We start from the raw sequence: 15,283 nt of genomic DNA, 5'->3' as shown, positions 1-15,283 counted from the left end.
AACGGCATGCCGACGACGGCTCCATATGTGACAGAGATACTGACAAACGCCATGAACAAGGGAACCCAATCACCATGAGTCGCTATCGTGGCGCCAATGCCTATGCCCGTGTCGGCGTGGAATCCGGTGTACTTTCCGCCAGCCCACACCAGTTGATCGTGATGTTGTTCGAGGGAGCGGACCGCGAGTTGGCCGCGGCGCGTCTGCAGATGGAAGCCGGCGACGTGGCCGCCAAGGGGCAGTCGCTGGCCAAGGCGACCAGCATCGTCACCGAAGGTCTGCGTGCCTGCCTGGATCATGAGCAGGGCAACGAGGTCGCGACCAATCTTGATCGCATGTATGACTACATCGCGCGCCTGATCATGCAGGCCAACCTGGGCAACAGCCCGGAAAAGCTCGACGAGGCGCGTCGTCTGCTCAACGAGCTGGGAGACGCCTGGCGTCAGATTGCCGTACACGACAAGGGAATGGGCTGACCATGGACAGCAATGCACTGCTCGCCGATGACACCTTCCAGCAATGCGATGAGCTGCTGGAGCAGATGAATGCCATGTTGCGCTCAGCACGCCTGGGTGACTGGCCCGCGGTACTTGGCGGGCAGGCCAGCTATATCGAGAAGATGCAGCAGCTGCGCATGCCGCGAGGTGGCAACGCCGAGACGCGCAAAGCGCTGGAACAACGCCTGCGTACGCTGACCACACTGGAGTCAGAGCTGACCGTCCAGCTCAAGGCGCGCCAGAGCCAGTTGCAGGAAGTGCTCGGGGACGTGAGTACGCGCCGCAAGCTGGCACGCAGCTATGGCCAGAATAGTTGTACTCAGGGCAGCTAGGGTCAGAACAGCTGAGGCCAGAATAGCCAGGGCCAATCAGGGAAGTCACGATCACGGCGGCTACGATCACTGCTGATACGGACAAGGCAGCAAGAGTCTTGATCGCACGCGCCGTGAGTCGAGTCTTCAAGACGTCGCGCATGACTGCCTGGCGGCCTCCTTGGCAATGAGGATTGCACGACATGAGCGGCATCAATCCCTTGATCGATAGTCTGCTCCATCAGGTGTTGGGGAGGGCGGCACAACGCCCGCCGCCGGCGGACTCCGGTGTCGTCTTCCCGACCTCCGCTCTCCAGTCGCGTCAGGGGCTGGGGGCGGAAGACGCCAAGGGCAGTGGCGGTCAGAATGGCGCCAACCCGCTATTCCAGACAGGCACGGGAACTGGAATAGGAGCAGGCGCAAGGCCTGCGGCCCCGTCATTGGATGCTGGCGCAGCGTTGCAGACAGCTTCGCAAGCCTCGACTTCTCCAACCGGCCCCCCCGCGTCACCTTCCTCTTTCCTCCCACCGTCCGGTGCTTCCGTCGAACTGACGACGCAGACACAGACGATGTCACGTCTGCTCGATGCCCTGTCGCAGCTGGTGGCCAGCGGCTCCGCGTCTGCGCGGGTCGGTTTGGCGCTGCCGGAGGGGCAGTCGCTGGCCTCTCTGCTGGCGCGCGGCCAGCCCTTGCCCGGTCTTCTGGCGCCCATGGCATTGTCCAGCGCATCACTTCTGAGTCTGTCGGCGGCCTTGAGTCAGCAGATCCACCAGAGTGGGCTTTTCTATGAAGCCGATCTGCTGGCCTGGGTCGAGAATCGCCTGGGCTTGGCCGACCTCGCCGGTCATCCGCAGCTCGCCAATGCCAGATTGGAGGCTCTGTTGGCCTGGCGACAATGGCCGGTGCTGGCGGAGGCGCGTTTCATCCCCTGGGAAGCGGCACGCGAGGACGCCTTTGTCTGGCGCATGCGAGACATGCGAGCAGAGCTGCGCCGTGAGGCACGCGCAGGCATCGCTCGCCCGAGCGGTGATAGCTTATTGCCGCCGGGTGGCATTGACGCGGCCCGACAGGGCGCTGGTTCCCGTGAAGCCAGTGCGTTGAGCGCCTATCGCGCCAACATGCAATTGGGCGTCGCACAACCTGCCGCCACTGAAGCGTCTCGCTCTGCGGATGACTCGGGCTCCCAGGTCAGCGGGCTGGTGCAGCAACAGCTGTTGTTGATACTGGGTCAGCCCTTCCATTGGCAGGGCCTGTTGATGCCCGGCCTGCATGTCTTCTTCAGCCTGTATTTCCCGGGGCCGCCTTATCGGCATCGCACGCGGGATGAGGATGAGCGGCGTGCAGCGTCATTGGCCGTGACACCCGTGGCTGAGCAGGACGCCACACCTGACAGTCGCCACAGTGATCACGCTGAAGCTCAGCAGTGGAAGATGTCGCTGACATTGGTGGCGGGCGATGGCGATGGCGATGGCGAGGAGGGTAACGATCGCAAGCCACAGGTGGCTTCCGAGTCGGAGGATCTTGCCGTCAAGGACAGTGCGGGGCAGGGCGAAGAGCAGACGCAAGCGCCAGTCAGTGCGGAAAGTGGGGATGGTGGAGATGAAGATGTTGAGAAAAGCAGGAGCCGTGAGAGCCGTGATGCTGCCGTGCGGGAAACGCTTGCAGTGAATCTGACCTGGTATCAGCTCGATGCGCCTGTGGCGTTGGTGGTCGAGATAGAGCGACTGACGCAACCTGCCAGCAACGCAGGCCAGCGTGATACGGCCCTGCGCGAGATGCAGCATGCGCTGGCGCAGGGCCTGGCCGGGATAGCGCCCAGGATCCACGTACGCCACGTCGATGCCGTGCGTGACCATGAGGCGCTCGCACATTCTGATGGCACACCTGTCGATGCCTCCCGGGCTACGGCAGGGCAAGCGACGGATTTCATGCATACCCAAGGGGAGAGACTGGGGCAGCGTATCCAGCAGCGGGCCAATTCGCTGGGGCTGAGCGTGCATGAAATGCCCGAACTGGTCGAAATGCTGGCTACCGGCTTGCCGGCACGCAATGAATTGCCCACAGCCTTGATGCTGGTCGTCGTCAAGATCGCCGAGCTATGGGCAGAGAGACATCGCTCATAGAGGAAGCCTTGCGAATGAAACCTCACGTGTCCTGTCCTGCAGGATGATGTTACATCCTTGTACGATTCTTGCTCATTGAGCCCTGGCGAATATTTTTTGGCATGCCTGGGCGCGGCGTCAGAGGGAGTGTGAAATGACACCTCAGGCGGCACGCCATATGGCATGACATTGATAAATATAATTTATTTATAATATTCAAATAAATTGCGAATTAATTGGACTGCTTGCGTGGAGACGGTAATGAAACTCCGCCGAGAGTTGCCCTCAAGATACGCCCCGATCCTGCATGCTGTTTGTGCCAGGAGCCTTATGTACAGTGCTTTATCCTGGTGAAGCACAGAGAAAAGTCCATTTTATGTGAGCTGCTGGCGGATCTTCTTGCTGCGTTGAAATAGCAGACACCCCAGCCTGGACAAGTCCTGACATCGTCTTGTCTCTCGCCTTTATGAATGGCTAATTTGCTGCCTGTTGTCGACCCGTTCGAGACGATTGCTCGATATTGTACAAGGTATGCTCTGGTGGCCAGGAAAGGGGCAGGGCTGCCTTTCACGAAAATGCAACACACTGTGCGCACCATCCGTTTGCTATTGCTTTGTATGACAAATCTGGTGCATCGTGATTATGCAAGTCGTCTTGAAGACAAGATTGAGGGCTTTTCTGGCGCAGATTGCTGCCATTTCGGCTGCTTGATGCAGATTTTGTGCATATAGCGTAGCGGTATGTAAAAAAATGTTGATGAAGAGTCTGGTCCATTACTTGATTAAGTATTAGACTTGCCATCTTAAAGTGGGTGGCTCATTTGGTCATGATGCCTCTAGCCCGCTCGGCGCCATTGGTCCGGCGCCGTTGAGTATTTCGTTTCATTACATCAAAACCATAAGGAATGACGGTCGAGCGCCAGGGTTGGCGGTAGCTCGGGACGATCAGACCACTCAGGGAATCATGATGTCCTCACTGCTCAATGATATACAGAGTGTCAATCTGTCGTATCTTCTGCTTGTGCAGCGCTTGTTGGTCGAAGATACGGAAATGGCGCTGGTGCGCCTGGGTCTCGATCAAGAGATGGCAGATCTATTGTCTGGCATGAGCGTCAGTCAGCTGGTGTCGTTGTCGTCCTGCAATCAACTGTTGTGCGAGCTGGCGTTGGACGATGCCTCGCAGCTGAAGGGGGTATTGCAGGGTGGACGCGACCAGGATTTCAGCGCGATGCACACTGCCATGCTGCTGAATGCGCGCCAGAACGATGCTGGACTTCGCCAGGGAGGAGTCAGCGGATGACCCAGAAAAGTCTCGTCGATGAGCTGCAACAGCTGCAGTTGGCAGTAGAGTTGATCGAACTGGGGGCGCGCTTGCAGGTGCTCGAGACGGAAACGGAGATCAGCCGCGCGCGTCTGGTCAAGCTGTACAAGGAAGTTCGGGGTGTCTCGCCGCCCAAGGGCATGCTGCCGTTTTCCACCGACTGGTTCATGACCTGGCAGCCCAATCTGCATGCATCGCTGTTCCACGGTTTCTATCGTCGTCTCAAGGCGCAGGGCGCGTCGCGCATGAATGCCTTCGTCAAGGCGTACCGTTTCTATCTGGAACATGTCGGCGAAGACGAGCCGGTGCTGGCGCTCACGCGCGCCTGGACGCTGGTACGTTTCTTCGAAAGTGACCTGCTGGAAGTGGCCAGCTGCAAGACCTGCAGTGGCCATTTCGTGGTGCACGCCCATACTCCATCACACGATTACGTGTGTGGCATCTGCCAGCCGCCATCGCGAGCCGGCAAGACGGCAGCCCGCCGCAAGGCCAGAGAAGAGCTGGCATTGGAGCAGTCGGCAGCCGTCGCTAGCCTCGGCTGATAGCTGTCTCGTATCAGTGAAGGCGCCAGAATTGCGCCCGGCGAACGAGCAAGACGAGCGTGCAAAGATCAGAAGGCTTGCCCATCTCCGGGCAAGCCTTCTTGCGTTCTGCCGCAGTGATCTGACGTCGGTCTCATTGCTGACTGTTTGACCATGGCTCTTTAAACAACGACTGTTTCGACCATGGCTCACTCGGCCATTGTGCTTTCCACAACGACTGCCTCAACGAATATTCCGCCGTGACCCTAAAGACATGCTCAGCGACGCCGATAGTCAGATTCATGCGACGTTGACCGAATGCCAAGGGGGTTATTGTGTTGTTGTTCATAGGCTATCTAGTGGTCATCGGGTCCACCCTGGGCGGGTATCTGATGGTGGGCGGGCACCTGGCGGTGCTGCTGCAGCCTGCGGAATTGCTCATCATCTGTGGCTCTGCCGTCGGCGCCTTTCTGGCCGGCAACAACGGCAAGGCCATCAAGGCTACCGGCAAGGCATTCTCGAAGTTGAAGCGTACGCGTGGCTACAACAAGTCTCTGTACATGGAAGTCATCGGGCTGCTGTATCTGCTGCTGTCGCGTGCCCGTCAGCAAGGCATGCTGGCGATCGAGCAGGACATCGACAACCCGCAGGAAAGCGCCTTGTTCGCCGAGTATCCTCGCCTGCTCTCCGACCCCATTCTGATGAACTTCATCACCGACTACCTGCGCCTGATGGTCAGCGGCAACATGGACCCCTTCGAGCTCGAATCACTGATGGAGCACGAGATCGAGACCTTCAAGCACGAGACCGAGATTCCGGTGCATTCCCTCTCGGCAGTGGCCGATGGTCTGCCGGCCTTCGGGATCGTTGCCGCCGTGATGGGGGTGGTGCATGCGCTGGCCTCGGCGGACCAGGGCGCCGCTCAGCTTGGCGTGTTGATCGCCAATGCCATGGTCGGCACCTTCCTCGGCATCCTGCTGGCCTATGGCTTCGTCACGCCGGTCGCCAACAAGATCCAGCACGAGGTGCATGAAGCCGTGAAGATGATGCAGTGCATCCGCGTCATCCTGATGGCCTCGCTCAATGGTTACGCCCCGCAGGTCGCGGTGGAATTCGGCCGCAAGGCGCTGTTCACCGCCGAGCGCCCCAGCTTCAACGAGCTGGAAGAGCATGTGCGCGAGATCAAGAACAAGGGTGCGGGCTGATATGGCGAAGCTGTCTTTCGCAACTGCTTCAGTCGCAAGTGCGTCAGTCGCAAGCGTGTCTGTCACCCGCATGTCAGCGACGCAGTTGTCGCTGGCGTTGGTGGTCGAGCCCGTGGGTGTCTGTGAGGTGAAGGCCGGAGGTCTCGATGAGTGAAGAGCGCAGACCCATCGTCATCAAGCGGCCGCGCATCGTCAAAGGCCATCATGGCGGTGGCTGGAAGATCGCCTACGCCGACTTCATGACCGCGATGATGGCTTTCTTCCTGGTGATGTGGGTGATCTCGAATGCCTCGGATGAGGACCTGCGGGAAATCTCCGATTACTTCGGTGCGCCGCTGGAAGTCTCGCTGCTGGGGGGCGATCGCAATTCGGCCTCCAGCAGTGCCATTCCCGGCGGCGGCTTCATGGCCGAGCAGACCCAGGGCGAGAAGGGCGCTGATCTGCAACGCCTGCAGCGCCAGGCGCTGGCCGATGATTCCCGCATGGCCGCCATTCGCGACGAGATCGATACCACCATGACGCAGCGCATGGCCGATGATGCGGACCTGGCCGAGCTGCGCGAGCAACTGCAGATCGAGCTGACCTCCGAAGGCTTGCGTATCCAGATCACCGATAGCGATCAGCACCCGATGTTCGCGCTGGGCAGCAAGCAACCCTCGCCACAGCTCTCGCAGCTGCTTGGCTTGCTGGCGCCGATTCTCAAGCGGCTGCCCAATCATCTGAGCATCACCGGGCATACCGACAATCGTCCCTTCGTCGGCGAAGGCGGCTATGGCAACTGGGAGCTCTCCACCGATCGCGCCAATGCTGCGCGCCGCGTGCTGGGCAACAGTGGGCTGCCCTATGAGCGCATCGTGCGTGTGGTCGGGATGGGCTCGCGCATCAGCCTCGACAGCCAGAACCCCGAGGCCGCCATCAATCGTCGCATCAGCCTGATGGTGCTCAGCCAGTCGGCCTATCGCGATATCACTGACAGCAACGGCGTCAATCCCCAGCCCGCCGAGGATATTGACAGCCTGCGCGAGCGTCTCGAGCAGCTGGCAAGCCCGGTGCGTGTGACGAATCCCGTCGCTGGCAGTCCCGTCACCGACAGCCCCGTCGCCTCCGGGCTGGACAGCTAAGTGCGCTCAAGGCGCCTCGCGTGAGAACTGAAGCGGCGCCACTTGCCGTGTGATAGCGCAATGACAGCCAGCGAGAACATGCATGGATATCAGTGAGTTTTATGACACCTTCTTCGAGGAGGCGCAGGAGCTGCTGGCCGAGATGGAGCGCCTGCTGCTGGCGCTGGATGTCGAGGCGCCGGATGCCGAGCGGCTCAATGCCATCTTTCGCGCGGCCCATTCCATCAAGGGCGGTGCCGCGACCTTCGGCTTCACGGTCTTGCAGGACACCACACACCACCTCGAGAACCTGCTGGATCGTGCCCGCCGTGGCGAGTTGCGGTTGAGCATTCAGCATATCGATCGCTTTCTGGAGACAAAGGACATGCTCGACGACCAGTTGGCGGCCTATCGCAATGCCCAGTCCCCCGACCCCGAGGCCTACGCGCATATCGTCGCGGTGCTCAAGCAGCTGGGCGAGGAGTCGTCGATGATTGATGCCTCGAGCGCATCAGTGCCATCTGACATTGATGGCCCGGACGCTCCAGGGCCGTCAGGCGGGCAGTCTGCGCCAGTCGACAGCGATATGGCCGCGCCGTCTGCGGTCGAGCCACAGCCCCGCGCCGACGCCAACCTGCCGCTGCTCTCGGTCACTCTGATGTTCGTCGCCGATCGCGAGCGTGAACTGCTGATCGAAGAGCTGGCCAACCTCGGGGAGGTCATCTCCAGCAGCGGTGACGAGCAGGTATGTCGCATCATCGTGAGTACCACGGTCAGCGCTGAGGATATCGAGGCGGTGCTGTGCTTCGTCATCGAGCCGGAGCAGATTCTGATCGAGCCAGCGACGTCTGCTCCATCAGCGGAGGTTGATGGCGAAGTTGGTGACACAGTGGGTGGCGTAGCGGATGGGCAGATTGAAGCGCTGACTGAAGAGCTGACTGAAAAGCAGGTCGAGGACGTCGCCGACGGCATGGTTGACGACGCAGCGGTCGAACTTGCTGGTATGCAGTCAGCGCCGGCTGAAGCGGCTGTCGATGCAGGCTCGTCGCCACGACTTTCCTCCGCTGGCGCGGCAGAGTCGCCCTCCACTGGCATGGAAGAGTCGTCCCCCGCTGGCGCGGCAGGGCCATCTGCCGCTGCCCCGGCGAGTGGCGAGCGGCGCAGCCAGCCGGGGCGGCGCGCCACTGATGCGCCTGCCGAACAGGGTTCCATCCGCGTCGGCGTCGACAAGGTCGATACCATCATCAACCTGGTCGGCGAGCTGATCATCACCCAGTCGATGCTGGAGCAGACGGCATCGGCGACCACGCCGCCGGATCAGGCGGCGCTGGTCAGTGGCATCAGTCAGCTGCAGCGCAATGCACGCGATCTGCAGGAAGCGGTGATGTCGGTGCGCATGATGCCGATGGACTACGTGTTCTCGCGGTTTCCGCGCCTGATTCGCGACCTTGCCTCGCGGCTGGGCAAGCAGGTCGAGCTGGTCAGCCAGGGGCATGACACCGAGCTGGACAAGAGCCTGATCGAACGCATCATCGATCCGCTGACCCATCTGGTACGCAACAGCCTCGATCATGGCATCGAATCGCCCAGCGAGCGTGTGGCCAGCGGCAAGAGCGCCCACGGCACCCTGACGCTGTCTGCCCGCCATCAGGGCGGCAATATCGTCATCGAGGTGATGGATGACGGCGCCGGCCTCGATCGCGCGCGTATTCTGGCCAAGGCGCGCAGCAACGGCCTGGCGGTCAGCGATGGCATGAGCGACGACGAGGTCTGGCAGCTGATCTTCGCCCCCGGCTTCTCGACGGCCGAGCAGGTAAGTGACGTCTCGGGGCGTGGAGTCGGCATGGACGTGGTCAAGCGCAACATCCAGGCGCTGGGGGGGCATGTGGAGCTTGCCTCCGTGACCGGGCAGGGCACCACCACGCGTATCGTGCTGCCGCTGACGCTGGCGATCCTCGAGGGCATGGCCATTCGCGTCGGCGAGGAAATCTACATCCTGCCGCTGTCGGTGGTGGTGGAGTCGTTGCAGCCGCAGGCCGACATGCTGTTCAGCATGGTCGGCAATGATCGCCTGCTGAAGGTGCGAGACGAATACCTGAGCCTGGTTGCCTTGCATGAGGTGTTCGCGGTGCCTGGTGCGAAGACGCAGCCCGAGCAGGGCATCGTGGTGGTAGTGCAGGGCAAGGGGCGCCACTACGCCCTGCTGGTGGATGAGCTGATCGGTCAGCAGCAGGTGGTGGTCAAGAATCTGGAAAGGAATTATCGCAAGGTGCCGGGCGTCTCTTCGGCGACGATCCTGGGCGATGGTCGGGTGTCGCTGATTCTGGATGTCTCGGACCTGCATCGTCTCGCCAATCAGATGCCAGTGAAGCAGAGGCAGCCAGAGGTCGTCGCTGAGTCCGCCATGCCCCAGGGCGCCATCATGCCCGAGGGCGCCGTTGTCAGCTGTGGCGATGGCCGTTGATCGGTCGCATCCTCGCCCCTTGCGCCTTGGCGCGAAGCTCCACCCCATCACAGACAGGAGATGAGCATGTCTCACACGCAAGTTGCCACGGCGCAGACGTCCAATGTCGGCCTGGCGCAGGACCACGCCTCCAAGGTCAATGACGGCGGCGAATACCTGGTATTCAGTCTCGGCGAGGAGCACTACGCCGTGGATATCCTCAAGGTGCAGGAGATTCGCGGTTACGAGAACGTCACGCGTATCGCCAATGCACCGGCCTTCATCAAGGGCGTGACCAACCTGCGTGGCGTCATCGTGCCGATCGTCGATCTGCGGCTGAAGTTCCAGCTGGGTCAGGCCGAATACACCGCGCAGACGGTGGTCATCGTGATCAATATCGGTGAGCGTGTGGTCGGCATCGTCGTCGATGGCGTCTCCGATGTCATCAGCCTCGCGGCCGATCAGGTGCTGCCGCCACCGGAATTCGGTGCGCGCATGAACAGTGACTTCCTGGCGGGGCTGGCGACCGTCAATGATCACATGCTGCTGATCATGGATATCGAGCACATGATGACCAGTGATGAAATGGCGCTGATGGAGCCCGCGGCACAGCCGGCATGACCGGCTGTCTCACGGCATGAGTCAGGTGCAATGCGCGACAAGTTGCCTGCGACGTGCGCTCGCCTGATCTCGCAAGCTTTTTCGCCCCTATCGTCTCGAGCGCCGCTGGCCTGCTGGTCAGCGGCGTTCTTGCATTCAAGAACTGCCGACAGCGGCCGATAAGGTGTGCACCACAAGGTCGTGGGCGGCTGTGCCGGGCAATGACGGTCATGCTGCCGGTCAGTGGTCTCGCCGGGTCAATGATGATCACGCTGTGACGAGTACGAGGCTAAGCAAGGGCAATGCGAAACAATCAGCCGGTGACGGCAAGGGAATACCCCATTGGTGAGCATGACTACCTGATCTCGCGTACCGATCTCAAGGGACGCATCACCTATGCAAACTCTGTCTTCATCGAGGTCAGTGGCTTTTCGCGTGATGCCTTGATCGGTGCGCCGCACAACCTGGTGCGCCATCCCGACATGCCAGAAGCCGCCTTCGAGAATCTGTGGTCGACGCTCAAGCAAGGCGAAAGCTGGCAGGGACTGGTCAAGAATCGACGCGAGAACGGTGACTATTACTGGGTCGACGCCTGTGTGACGCCGCTGATCGAGCAGGGCGAGGTGATGGGATTTGCCTCGGTGCGCGTCAAGGCCAGTCGCGAGCAGATCGTCCAGGCCGAGCAGGTCTACGCGGGCCTCAAGCAGGGCAAGCGGGACTATCGCTTGAGCAAGGGCCGTATCGTGCGTGCTGGCCTTGCCGGGACCTTCAAGAGCCTCACTCAGTGGCGCATGGCGCCGCGTATCGCGCTGCTGGCCGCATTGCCGCTGGTGGTCGGAGCCTTCGTGGGGGGTGAGCTGCTGCAGGTGCTGGCCGATAGCCAGGCGCATGCGCGTACCGTGCTGACCCAGCTTGCCGCCGAGCTACCCGCGTCGCAACTGGCGACGCTTGAGCAACGCCAGCAAGTGCTTGAGGCAAGCCACGCGCGCCTGCAGTGGGGGCTGTGGGCCGCCTTCGCTGGTGTGGGCGTGGTGTCGCTGTGGTTGGCGCTGCGTACCTACCGCAGTCTGGTTCGTCCGCTGCGCAGCACCCTGGATTTCGCGCGCCAGATCGCCGCGGGCAATCTTTCCCAGTCGATGACGCTGGCGGGCAATGACGAGATGGCGCGCCTGGTACGAGCGCTGGACAGCATGCGCAAGTCGCTGGTCGGTATCGTCAGCGAGGTCAATGCGGGCATCAATGTGGTCAGGCCTGCCGCTGGCGACATGGCGCACGGCAATCAGGAATTCTCGGCGCGGGTCGAGCAGCAGGCGGCATCGCTTGAGGAAACGGCGGCCAGCATGGAGCAGATGACCGGCACCGTGCGCCAGAATGCCGACAATGCCATCCAGGTCTCGCAACTGGCGGATCAGGCCACGCGCTCCTCCAACGAAGGTGGTGAGGCGATGCAGGCGGTAGTGGTGCGCATGCAGGGGATTACCGCCACCTCTGAAAAGATGGCCGACATCATCAAGGTGATCGACTCCATCGCCTTCCAGACCAACCTGCTGGCCCTCAATGCCTCGGTGGAGGCCGCACGCGCCGGTGAACATGGTCGCGGCTTTGCCGTGGTGGCCGGTGAAGTGCGCAATCTGGCCTCTCGTAGTGCCGAGGCGGCGCGCGAGATCAAGACCCTGATCGACACCACCCAGCGGGAAATCAGCGACGGCGGGGATCAGGTCGAGGCGGCACGCGGCACCATGGAGGCGATCGTGACCGGCATCTCGCGGGTCAATGATCTGATCGCCGAGATTTCCTCGGCCTCGCGTGAGCAGAGCGGTGGTATCGAGCAGATCAATACCGCCATCAACGAGATGGAGCAGGCCACCCAGCAGAACGCCCAGCGTGTGATGAGCAGTGCCCATCTGGCGCAGGATCTCGAGCGTTCGGTCGCGGGACTGTCGCACGCGGTCAATGTCTTCCGCTTTGGCGGCGAAGGTCCGGAGCAGATTCCCGCGCGCCTGCCGGGGGATCCAGCAGCCGAGCAGTCTTCTTCTGAGCCCGCGAAGGCTGCGATCCGAACGCATGTGCCTGGTGTCACCCAGGGTCCGCGACGGTGACAGGGCTCACGCCGCCACCCGCCTGGGCCGCCCCGTTACCGGCCTCCCATTCCCTCGGGCGGGACCTGGTGATGACCGATGACGACTTCGAGCGCATCGCGCGACTCATCTATCAGCGCGCGGGTATCGTGCTGGCGCGTCACAAGCGTGAGATGGTCTACAGCCGTCTGTCACGCCGGCTAAGAGTGCATGGTCTGACGCGTTTCCATGACTATCTGACCATGCTGGAGGCCAGCCTGAGCCGCAGTGATCACGACGAGTGGCCTGCCTTCATCAATGCGCTGACCACCAATCTGACCGCGTTCTTTCGCGAGCCTCATCACTTCGTGATGCTCGAGAACTTCCTGCGCGAGCGCCTGCAGCGCCAGGCGTCGGGGCAGCGAGCGCCGCTGCGTATCTGGTGCGCGGCTGCCTCGACCGGGGAAGAGCCCTATTCCATCGCGATGGTGCTGCACGAGGTGCTTGGGGCCGCGGCCAATCAGGTCGAGTTGATCGCCACCGACATCGATACGGATGCGCTGCGGGAAGCCGAACTCGGCATCTACCCCTTTGAGCGTATCGTCAAACTGGGTGAGCAGCGCTGCAAGCGCTTCATGCTGCGTGGCAGCGGCAGTCGCCAGGGACTGGTGAGGGTGCGCCCGGAGCTCAAGCAGCTGGTGCGCTTTCGCCACCTGAATCTGCTGGATAGCCACTGGGACCTCGGTAGCGGCTTTGACGTGATCTTCTGTCGCAACGTGATGATCTATTTCGACAAGCAGACCCAGTCACGCCTGCTGGACCGCTTCGCACTGATGCTCAAGCCCGATGGACTGCTGTTTGCCGGTCATTCCGAGAATTTCTCATGGCTCAATGATGCCTTCACGCTGCGCGGCCAGACGGTCTATACCCTGTCTCGCCCCCAGGGACAGGGTCTGATGCGTCGTGATGACCGGTGATGATTCCCTTTCCTTTACCCACTCTCCAGGAGTGTCTGGATGCCTACCCCCGCTTCATCGTCATGCTCGGTCTCAAGGTCAAATGCTGGTTCAAGGTCAGGTTCGAACTCAAGTGCAGCTGCTGGCGCAGGCATGCCCCGGGGCGGGGCGGGGCGCATGATCCGTGTGCTGTGTGTCGATGACTCCGCACTGATTCGTGAGTTGATGGTCGAGATCATCAATGCCCAGCCTGACATGCAGGTCGTGGCCACCGCGCCGGACCCGCTGGTCGCGCGAGACCTGATCAAGCGTCACGATCCGGATGTGCTGACGCTGGATGTGGAAATGCCGCGCATGGATGGACTGGATTTCCTCGAGCGCCTGATGCGTCTGCGGCCGATGCCGGTGGTGATGGTGTCTTCGCTGACCGAGCGCGGCGGGGAAATCACGCTGCGTGCGCTGGAGCTGGGCGCGGTGGATTTCGTCTCCAAGCCGCGCCTGGGCATACGTGGCGGCATGCTCGAGTATGCCGAGACGATTGCCGACAAGATTCGCGCCGCCGCGCGGGCCCGTATCCGGCCTGCGGGGCGCGCCGTGACGTCGCCATCGGCTGGCGGTGCACAGGCCGGCCCGGCTCATTCCACTTCGGCCCTGTCCACTTCGGCCCTGTCCACTTCGGCCCTGTCCACTTCGGTCCAGTCCAGTCAGGCCCTGTCCAATCCGGCTCAGTCCAGCCTGTCTCAGTCCAATTCAGCTCAGTTCAATCCGTATTCATCCAGTCTGGCAGACAGGTCAGTCGACGTTTCGGTCAGTCACGACACGGTCAGTCACGACACGGTCGGTCAGGATACGGTCAGTCAAGACACGGTCAGTCCGCCTGCGGCCGCTGTGGCCAGCCGCCGGCCATTGCTGTCGAGCGAGAAGTTGATCGCGGTGGGGGCCTCGACCGGCGGGACAGAGGCGATACGTGCGGTATTGCAGTCATTGCCGGCGGATGCGCCGGCCATTCTGGTGACTCAGCACATGCCGCCTGGCTTCACGCGCTCGTTCGCCGAGCGCCTCAACGGGCTGTGTCGTATCGCCGTCAAGGAAGCCGCACACGGTGAGCGTATCCTGCCGGGGCACGCCTATATCGCGCCTGGCGACGCCCACCTGACGTTGTCGCGCAGCGGGGCCAACTATGTGGTCACCCTCGATCAGCGTCCGCCGATCAATCGTCACCGTCCATCGGTGGATGTGCTGTTCGATTCCGTGGCGCGGGTGGCCGGTCGCAACGCCGTGGGTGTGATCCTGACCGGCATGGGCCGCGATGGCGCGCGGGGGTTGTTGCAGATGCGCGAAGCCGGCGCCCACACCATCGCCCAGGACGAGCAAAGCTGCGTGGTCTACGGCATGCCGCGAGAAGCCGTCGAACTCGGGGCTGCGGAAAGCGTGCTGCCGTTGAGTCGCATCAGTGGACATCTGCTCCACCAGGTTCAGCTGGCCGGGCGTTCGCAACGCGTCTAGACCGCCTCGATCCGCCAGAGCGCGGGTGTGAGTCGCCGACAACGAGAAGAAGGGCGCAGAGGGTAAAGTCTGCCGGCTTGTGGCCGATAACCTCCTCACAAGGCTGGAATTTTCAGCCGTTCCCTCATGTGATTCTGGAAGAGAGCCCGACCGCTGATGGCCGACAAGAACCTGCGAATCCTCGTCGTCGACGACTTTCCCACCATGCGTCGGATCGTGCGCAACCTGCTCAAGGAGCTCGGCTTCACCAATGTGGAGGAAGCCGAAGATGGGCAACAAGCCCTGGAGTTCCTGAATCAGGGCAGCTTCGAGCTGGTGATCTCCGACTGGAACATGCCCAACCTCGATGGGCTCGAGATGCTCAGGCGCGTGCGTGCCAATCCCGCCACGGCCACGTTGCCGGTGCTGATGGTCACCGCGGAGGCCAAGAAGGAAAACATCATCGCCGCCGCCCAGGCCGGTGCCAGTGGCTATGTGGTCAAGCCCTTCACGGCGGCGGTGCTGGAAGAGAAGCTGGGCAAGGTCTTCGAGAAACACGGCCTCTGAGCCATCGGGCCACGCTGGCCGCGCCACGCTGGCCGCGTGGTTGGTCACATCAAGGAGGGTGTCATGAGTCAACTGGAATCATCATCTGAACCCCAGTCATCTTCGGGCGCTGATCCTGG

At 61.8% G+C, this 15,283-nt stretch carries 13 protein-coding genes; all 13 read left to right on the top strand.

Annotated elements, in window-relative coordinates; translation table 11 throughout:
* Positions 1–74 precede the first annotated feature (74 nt).
* The 13 genes from fliS (at position 75) to cheY (ending at position 15,164) form a co-directional block, all read left to right on the top strand.
* Positions 75–476 (top strand): flagellar export chaperone FliS, encoded by a 402-nt coding sequence (gene fliS, locus CDPAHKCJ_RS01205; RefSeq protein ID WP_166018121.1) that lies wholly within the window; start codon positions 75–77, stop codon positions 474–476.
* A gap of 2 nt (positions 477–478) precedes the next feature.
* Complete coding sequence (locus CDPAHKCJ_RS01200; RefSeq protein WP_166018119.1) at positions 479–829, top strand: flagellar protein FliT; 351 nt, start codon at positions 479–481, stop codon at positions 827–829.
* A gap of 182 nt (positions 830–1,011) precedes the next feature.
* Positions 1,012–2,931, top strand: a complete 1,920-nt coding sequence (locus tag CDPAHKCJ_RS01195) for a hypothetical protein (RefSeq protein WP_166018117.1) — start codon at positions 1,012–1,014, stop codon at positions 2,929–2,931.
* Between the two features lie 945 nt (positions 2,932–3,876).
* The gene (flhD, locus tag CDPAHKCJ_RS01190; RefSeq protein WP_166018115.1) at positions 3,877–4,209 is read left to right on the top strand and encodes a flagellar transcriptional regulator FlhD; all 333 of its coding nucleotides are present in this window, start codon (positions 3,877–3,879) and stop codon (positions 4,207–4,209) included.
* Positions 4,206–4,772 carry a flagellar transcriptional regulator FlhC gene (gene flhC / locus CDPAHKCJ_RS01185; RefSeq protein WP_054556600.1) on the top strand — a complete coding sequence of 189 codons (567 nt, stop codon included), beginning with the start codon at positions 4,206–4,208 and terminating at the stop codon, positions 4,770–4,772. The genes flhD and flhC overlap by 4 nt, the downstream gene beginning before the upstream one ends.
* Before the next feature lie 314 nt (positions 4,773–5,086).
* Positions 5,087–5,956: a flagellar motor stator protein MotA gene (gene motA, locus CDPAHKCJ_RS01180; RefSeq protein ID WP_131432100.1), complete on the top strand. Its 870-nt coding sequence runs from the start codon at positions 5,087–5,089 to the stop codon at positions 5,954–5,956.
* 146 nt (positions 5,957–6,102) lie between these two features.
* Positions 6,103–7,077 carry a flagellar motor protein MotB gene (gene motB / locus CDPAHKCJ_RS01175; protein WP_166018114.1) on the top strand — a complete coding sequence of 325 codons (975 nt, stop codon included), beginning with the start codon at positions 6,103–6,105 and terminating at the stop codon, positions 7,075–7,077.
* An 82-nt stretch (positions 7,078–7,159) separates the two neighbouring features.
* Positions 7,160–9,520, top strand: coding sequence for a chemotaxis protein CheA (gene cheA, locus CDPAHKCJ_RS01170; protein WP_166018112.1), 2,361 nt, complete (start codon positions 7,160–7,162; stop codon positions 9,518–9,520).
* A 60-nt stretch (positions 9,521–9,580) separates the two neighbouring features.
* Positions 9,581–10,120, top strand: a complete 540-nt coding sequence (locus CDPAHKCJ_RS01165) for a chemotaxis protein CheW (RefSeq protein WP_166018105.1) — start codon at positions 9,581–9,583, stop codon at positions 10,118–10,120.
* 281 nt (positions 10,121–10,401) lie between these two features.
* Positions 10,402–12,198: a PAS domain-containing methyl-accepting chemotaxis protein gene (locus CDPAHKCJ_RS01160; protein WP_166018102.1), complete on the top strand. Its 1,797-nt coding sequence runs from the start codon at positions 10,402–10,404 to the stop codon at positions 12,196–12,198.
* A gap of 71 nt (positions 12,199–12,269) precedes the next feature.
* Positions 12,270–13,133, top strand: a complete 864-nt coding sequence (locus CDPAHKCJ_RS01155; RefSeq protein WP_166018100.1) for a CheR family methyltransferase — start codon at positions 12,270–12,272, stop codon at positions 13,131–13,133.
* Between the two features lie 132 nt (positions 13,134–13,265).
* Positions 13,266–14,618, top strand: coding sequence for a chemotaxis response regulator protein-glutamate methylesterase (locus CDPAHKCJ_RS01150; RefSeq protein WP_205700750.1), 1,353 nt, complete (start codon positions 13,266–13,268; stop codon positions 14,616–14,618).
* Positions 14,619–14,774: 156 nt separating this feature from the next.
* Positions 14,775–15,164, top strand: coding sequence for a chemotaxis response regulator CheY (gene cheY, locus CDPAHKCJ_RS01145; protein WP_131432094.1), 390 nt, complete (start codon positions 14,775–14,777; stop codon positions 15,162–15,164).
* The last annotated feature ends 119 nt before the right edge of the window (positions 15,165–15,283 follow it).

Origin of the sequence: Cobetia sp. MB87, assembly GCF_011319755.1 — a bacterium.
Taxonomy (GTDB): Bacteria; Pseudomonadota; Gammaproteobacteria; order Pseudomonadales; family Halomonadaceae; genus Cobetia.
Note: the sequence above shows the minus strand (reverse complement) of the source record. Positions and strands in the feature narration are given on the sequence as shown.

What these genes read in the sequence shown, in the direction of transcription:
- fliS (WP_166018121.1), top strand. Translation starts at nt 75, where the DNA reads ATGAGTCGCTATCGTGGCGCCAATGCCTATGCCCGTGTCGGCGTGGAA.
- CDPAHKCJ_RS01200 (WP_166018119.1), top strand. Translation starts at nt 479, where the DNA reads ATGGACAGCAATGCACTGCTCGCCGATGACACCTTCCAGCAATGCGAT.
- CDPAHKCJ_RS01195 (WP_166018117.1), top strand. Translation starts at nt 1,012, where the DNA reads ATGAGCGGCATCAATCCCTTGATCGATAGTCTGCTCCATCAGGTGTTG.
- flhD (WP_166018115.1), top strand. Translation starts at nt 3,877, where the DNA reads ATGTCCTCACTGCTCAATGATATACAGAGTGTCAATCTGTCGTATCTT.
- flhC (WP_054556600.1), top strand. Translation starts at nt 4,206, where the DNA reads ATGACCCAGAAAAGTCTCGTCGATGAGCTGCAACAGCTGCAGTTGGCA.
- motB (WP_166018114.1), top strand. Translation starts at nt 6,103, where the DNA reads ATGAGTGAAGAGCGCAGACCCATCGTCATCAAGCGGCCGCGCATCGTC.
- cheA (WP_166018112.1), top strand. Translation starts at nt 7,160, where the DNA reads ATGGATATCAGTGAGTTTTATGACACCTTCTTCGAGGAGGCGCAGGAG.
- CDPAHKCJ_RS01165 (WP_166018105.1), top strand. Translation starts at nt 9,581, where the DNA reads ATGAGCATGTCTCACACGCAAGTTGCCACGGCGCAGACGTCCAATGTC.
- CDPAHKCJ_RS01160 (WP_166018102.1), top strand. Translation starts at nt 10,402, where the DNA reads ATGCGAAACAATCAGCCGGTGACGGCAAGGGAATACCCCATTGGTGAG.
- CDPAHKCJ_RS01155 (WP_166018100.1), top strand. Translation starts at nt 12,270, where the DNA reads ATGACCGATGACGACTTCGAGCGCATCGCGCGACTCATCTATCAGCGC.
- CDPAHKCJ_RS01150 (WP_205700750.1), top strand. Translation starts at nt 13,266, where the DNA reads ATGCCCCGGGGCGGGGCGGGGCGCATGATCCGTGTGCTGTGTGTCGAT.
- cheY (WP_131432094.1), top strand. Translation starts at nt 14,775, where the DNA reads ATGGCCGACAAGAACCTGCGAATCCTCGTCGTCGACGACTTTCCCACC.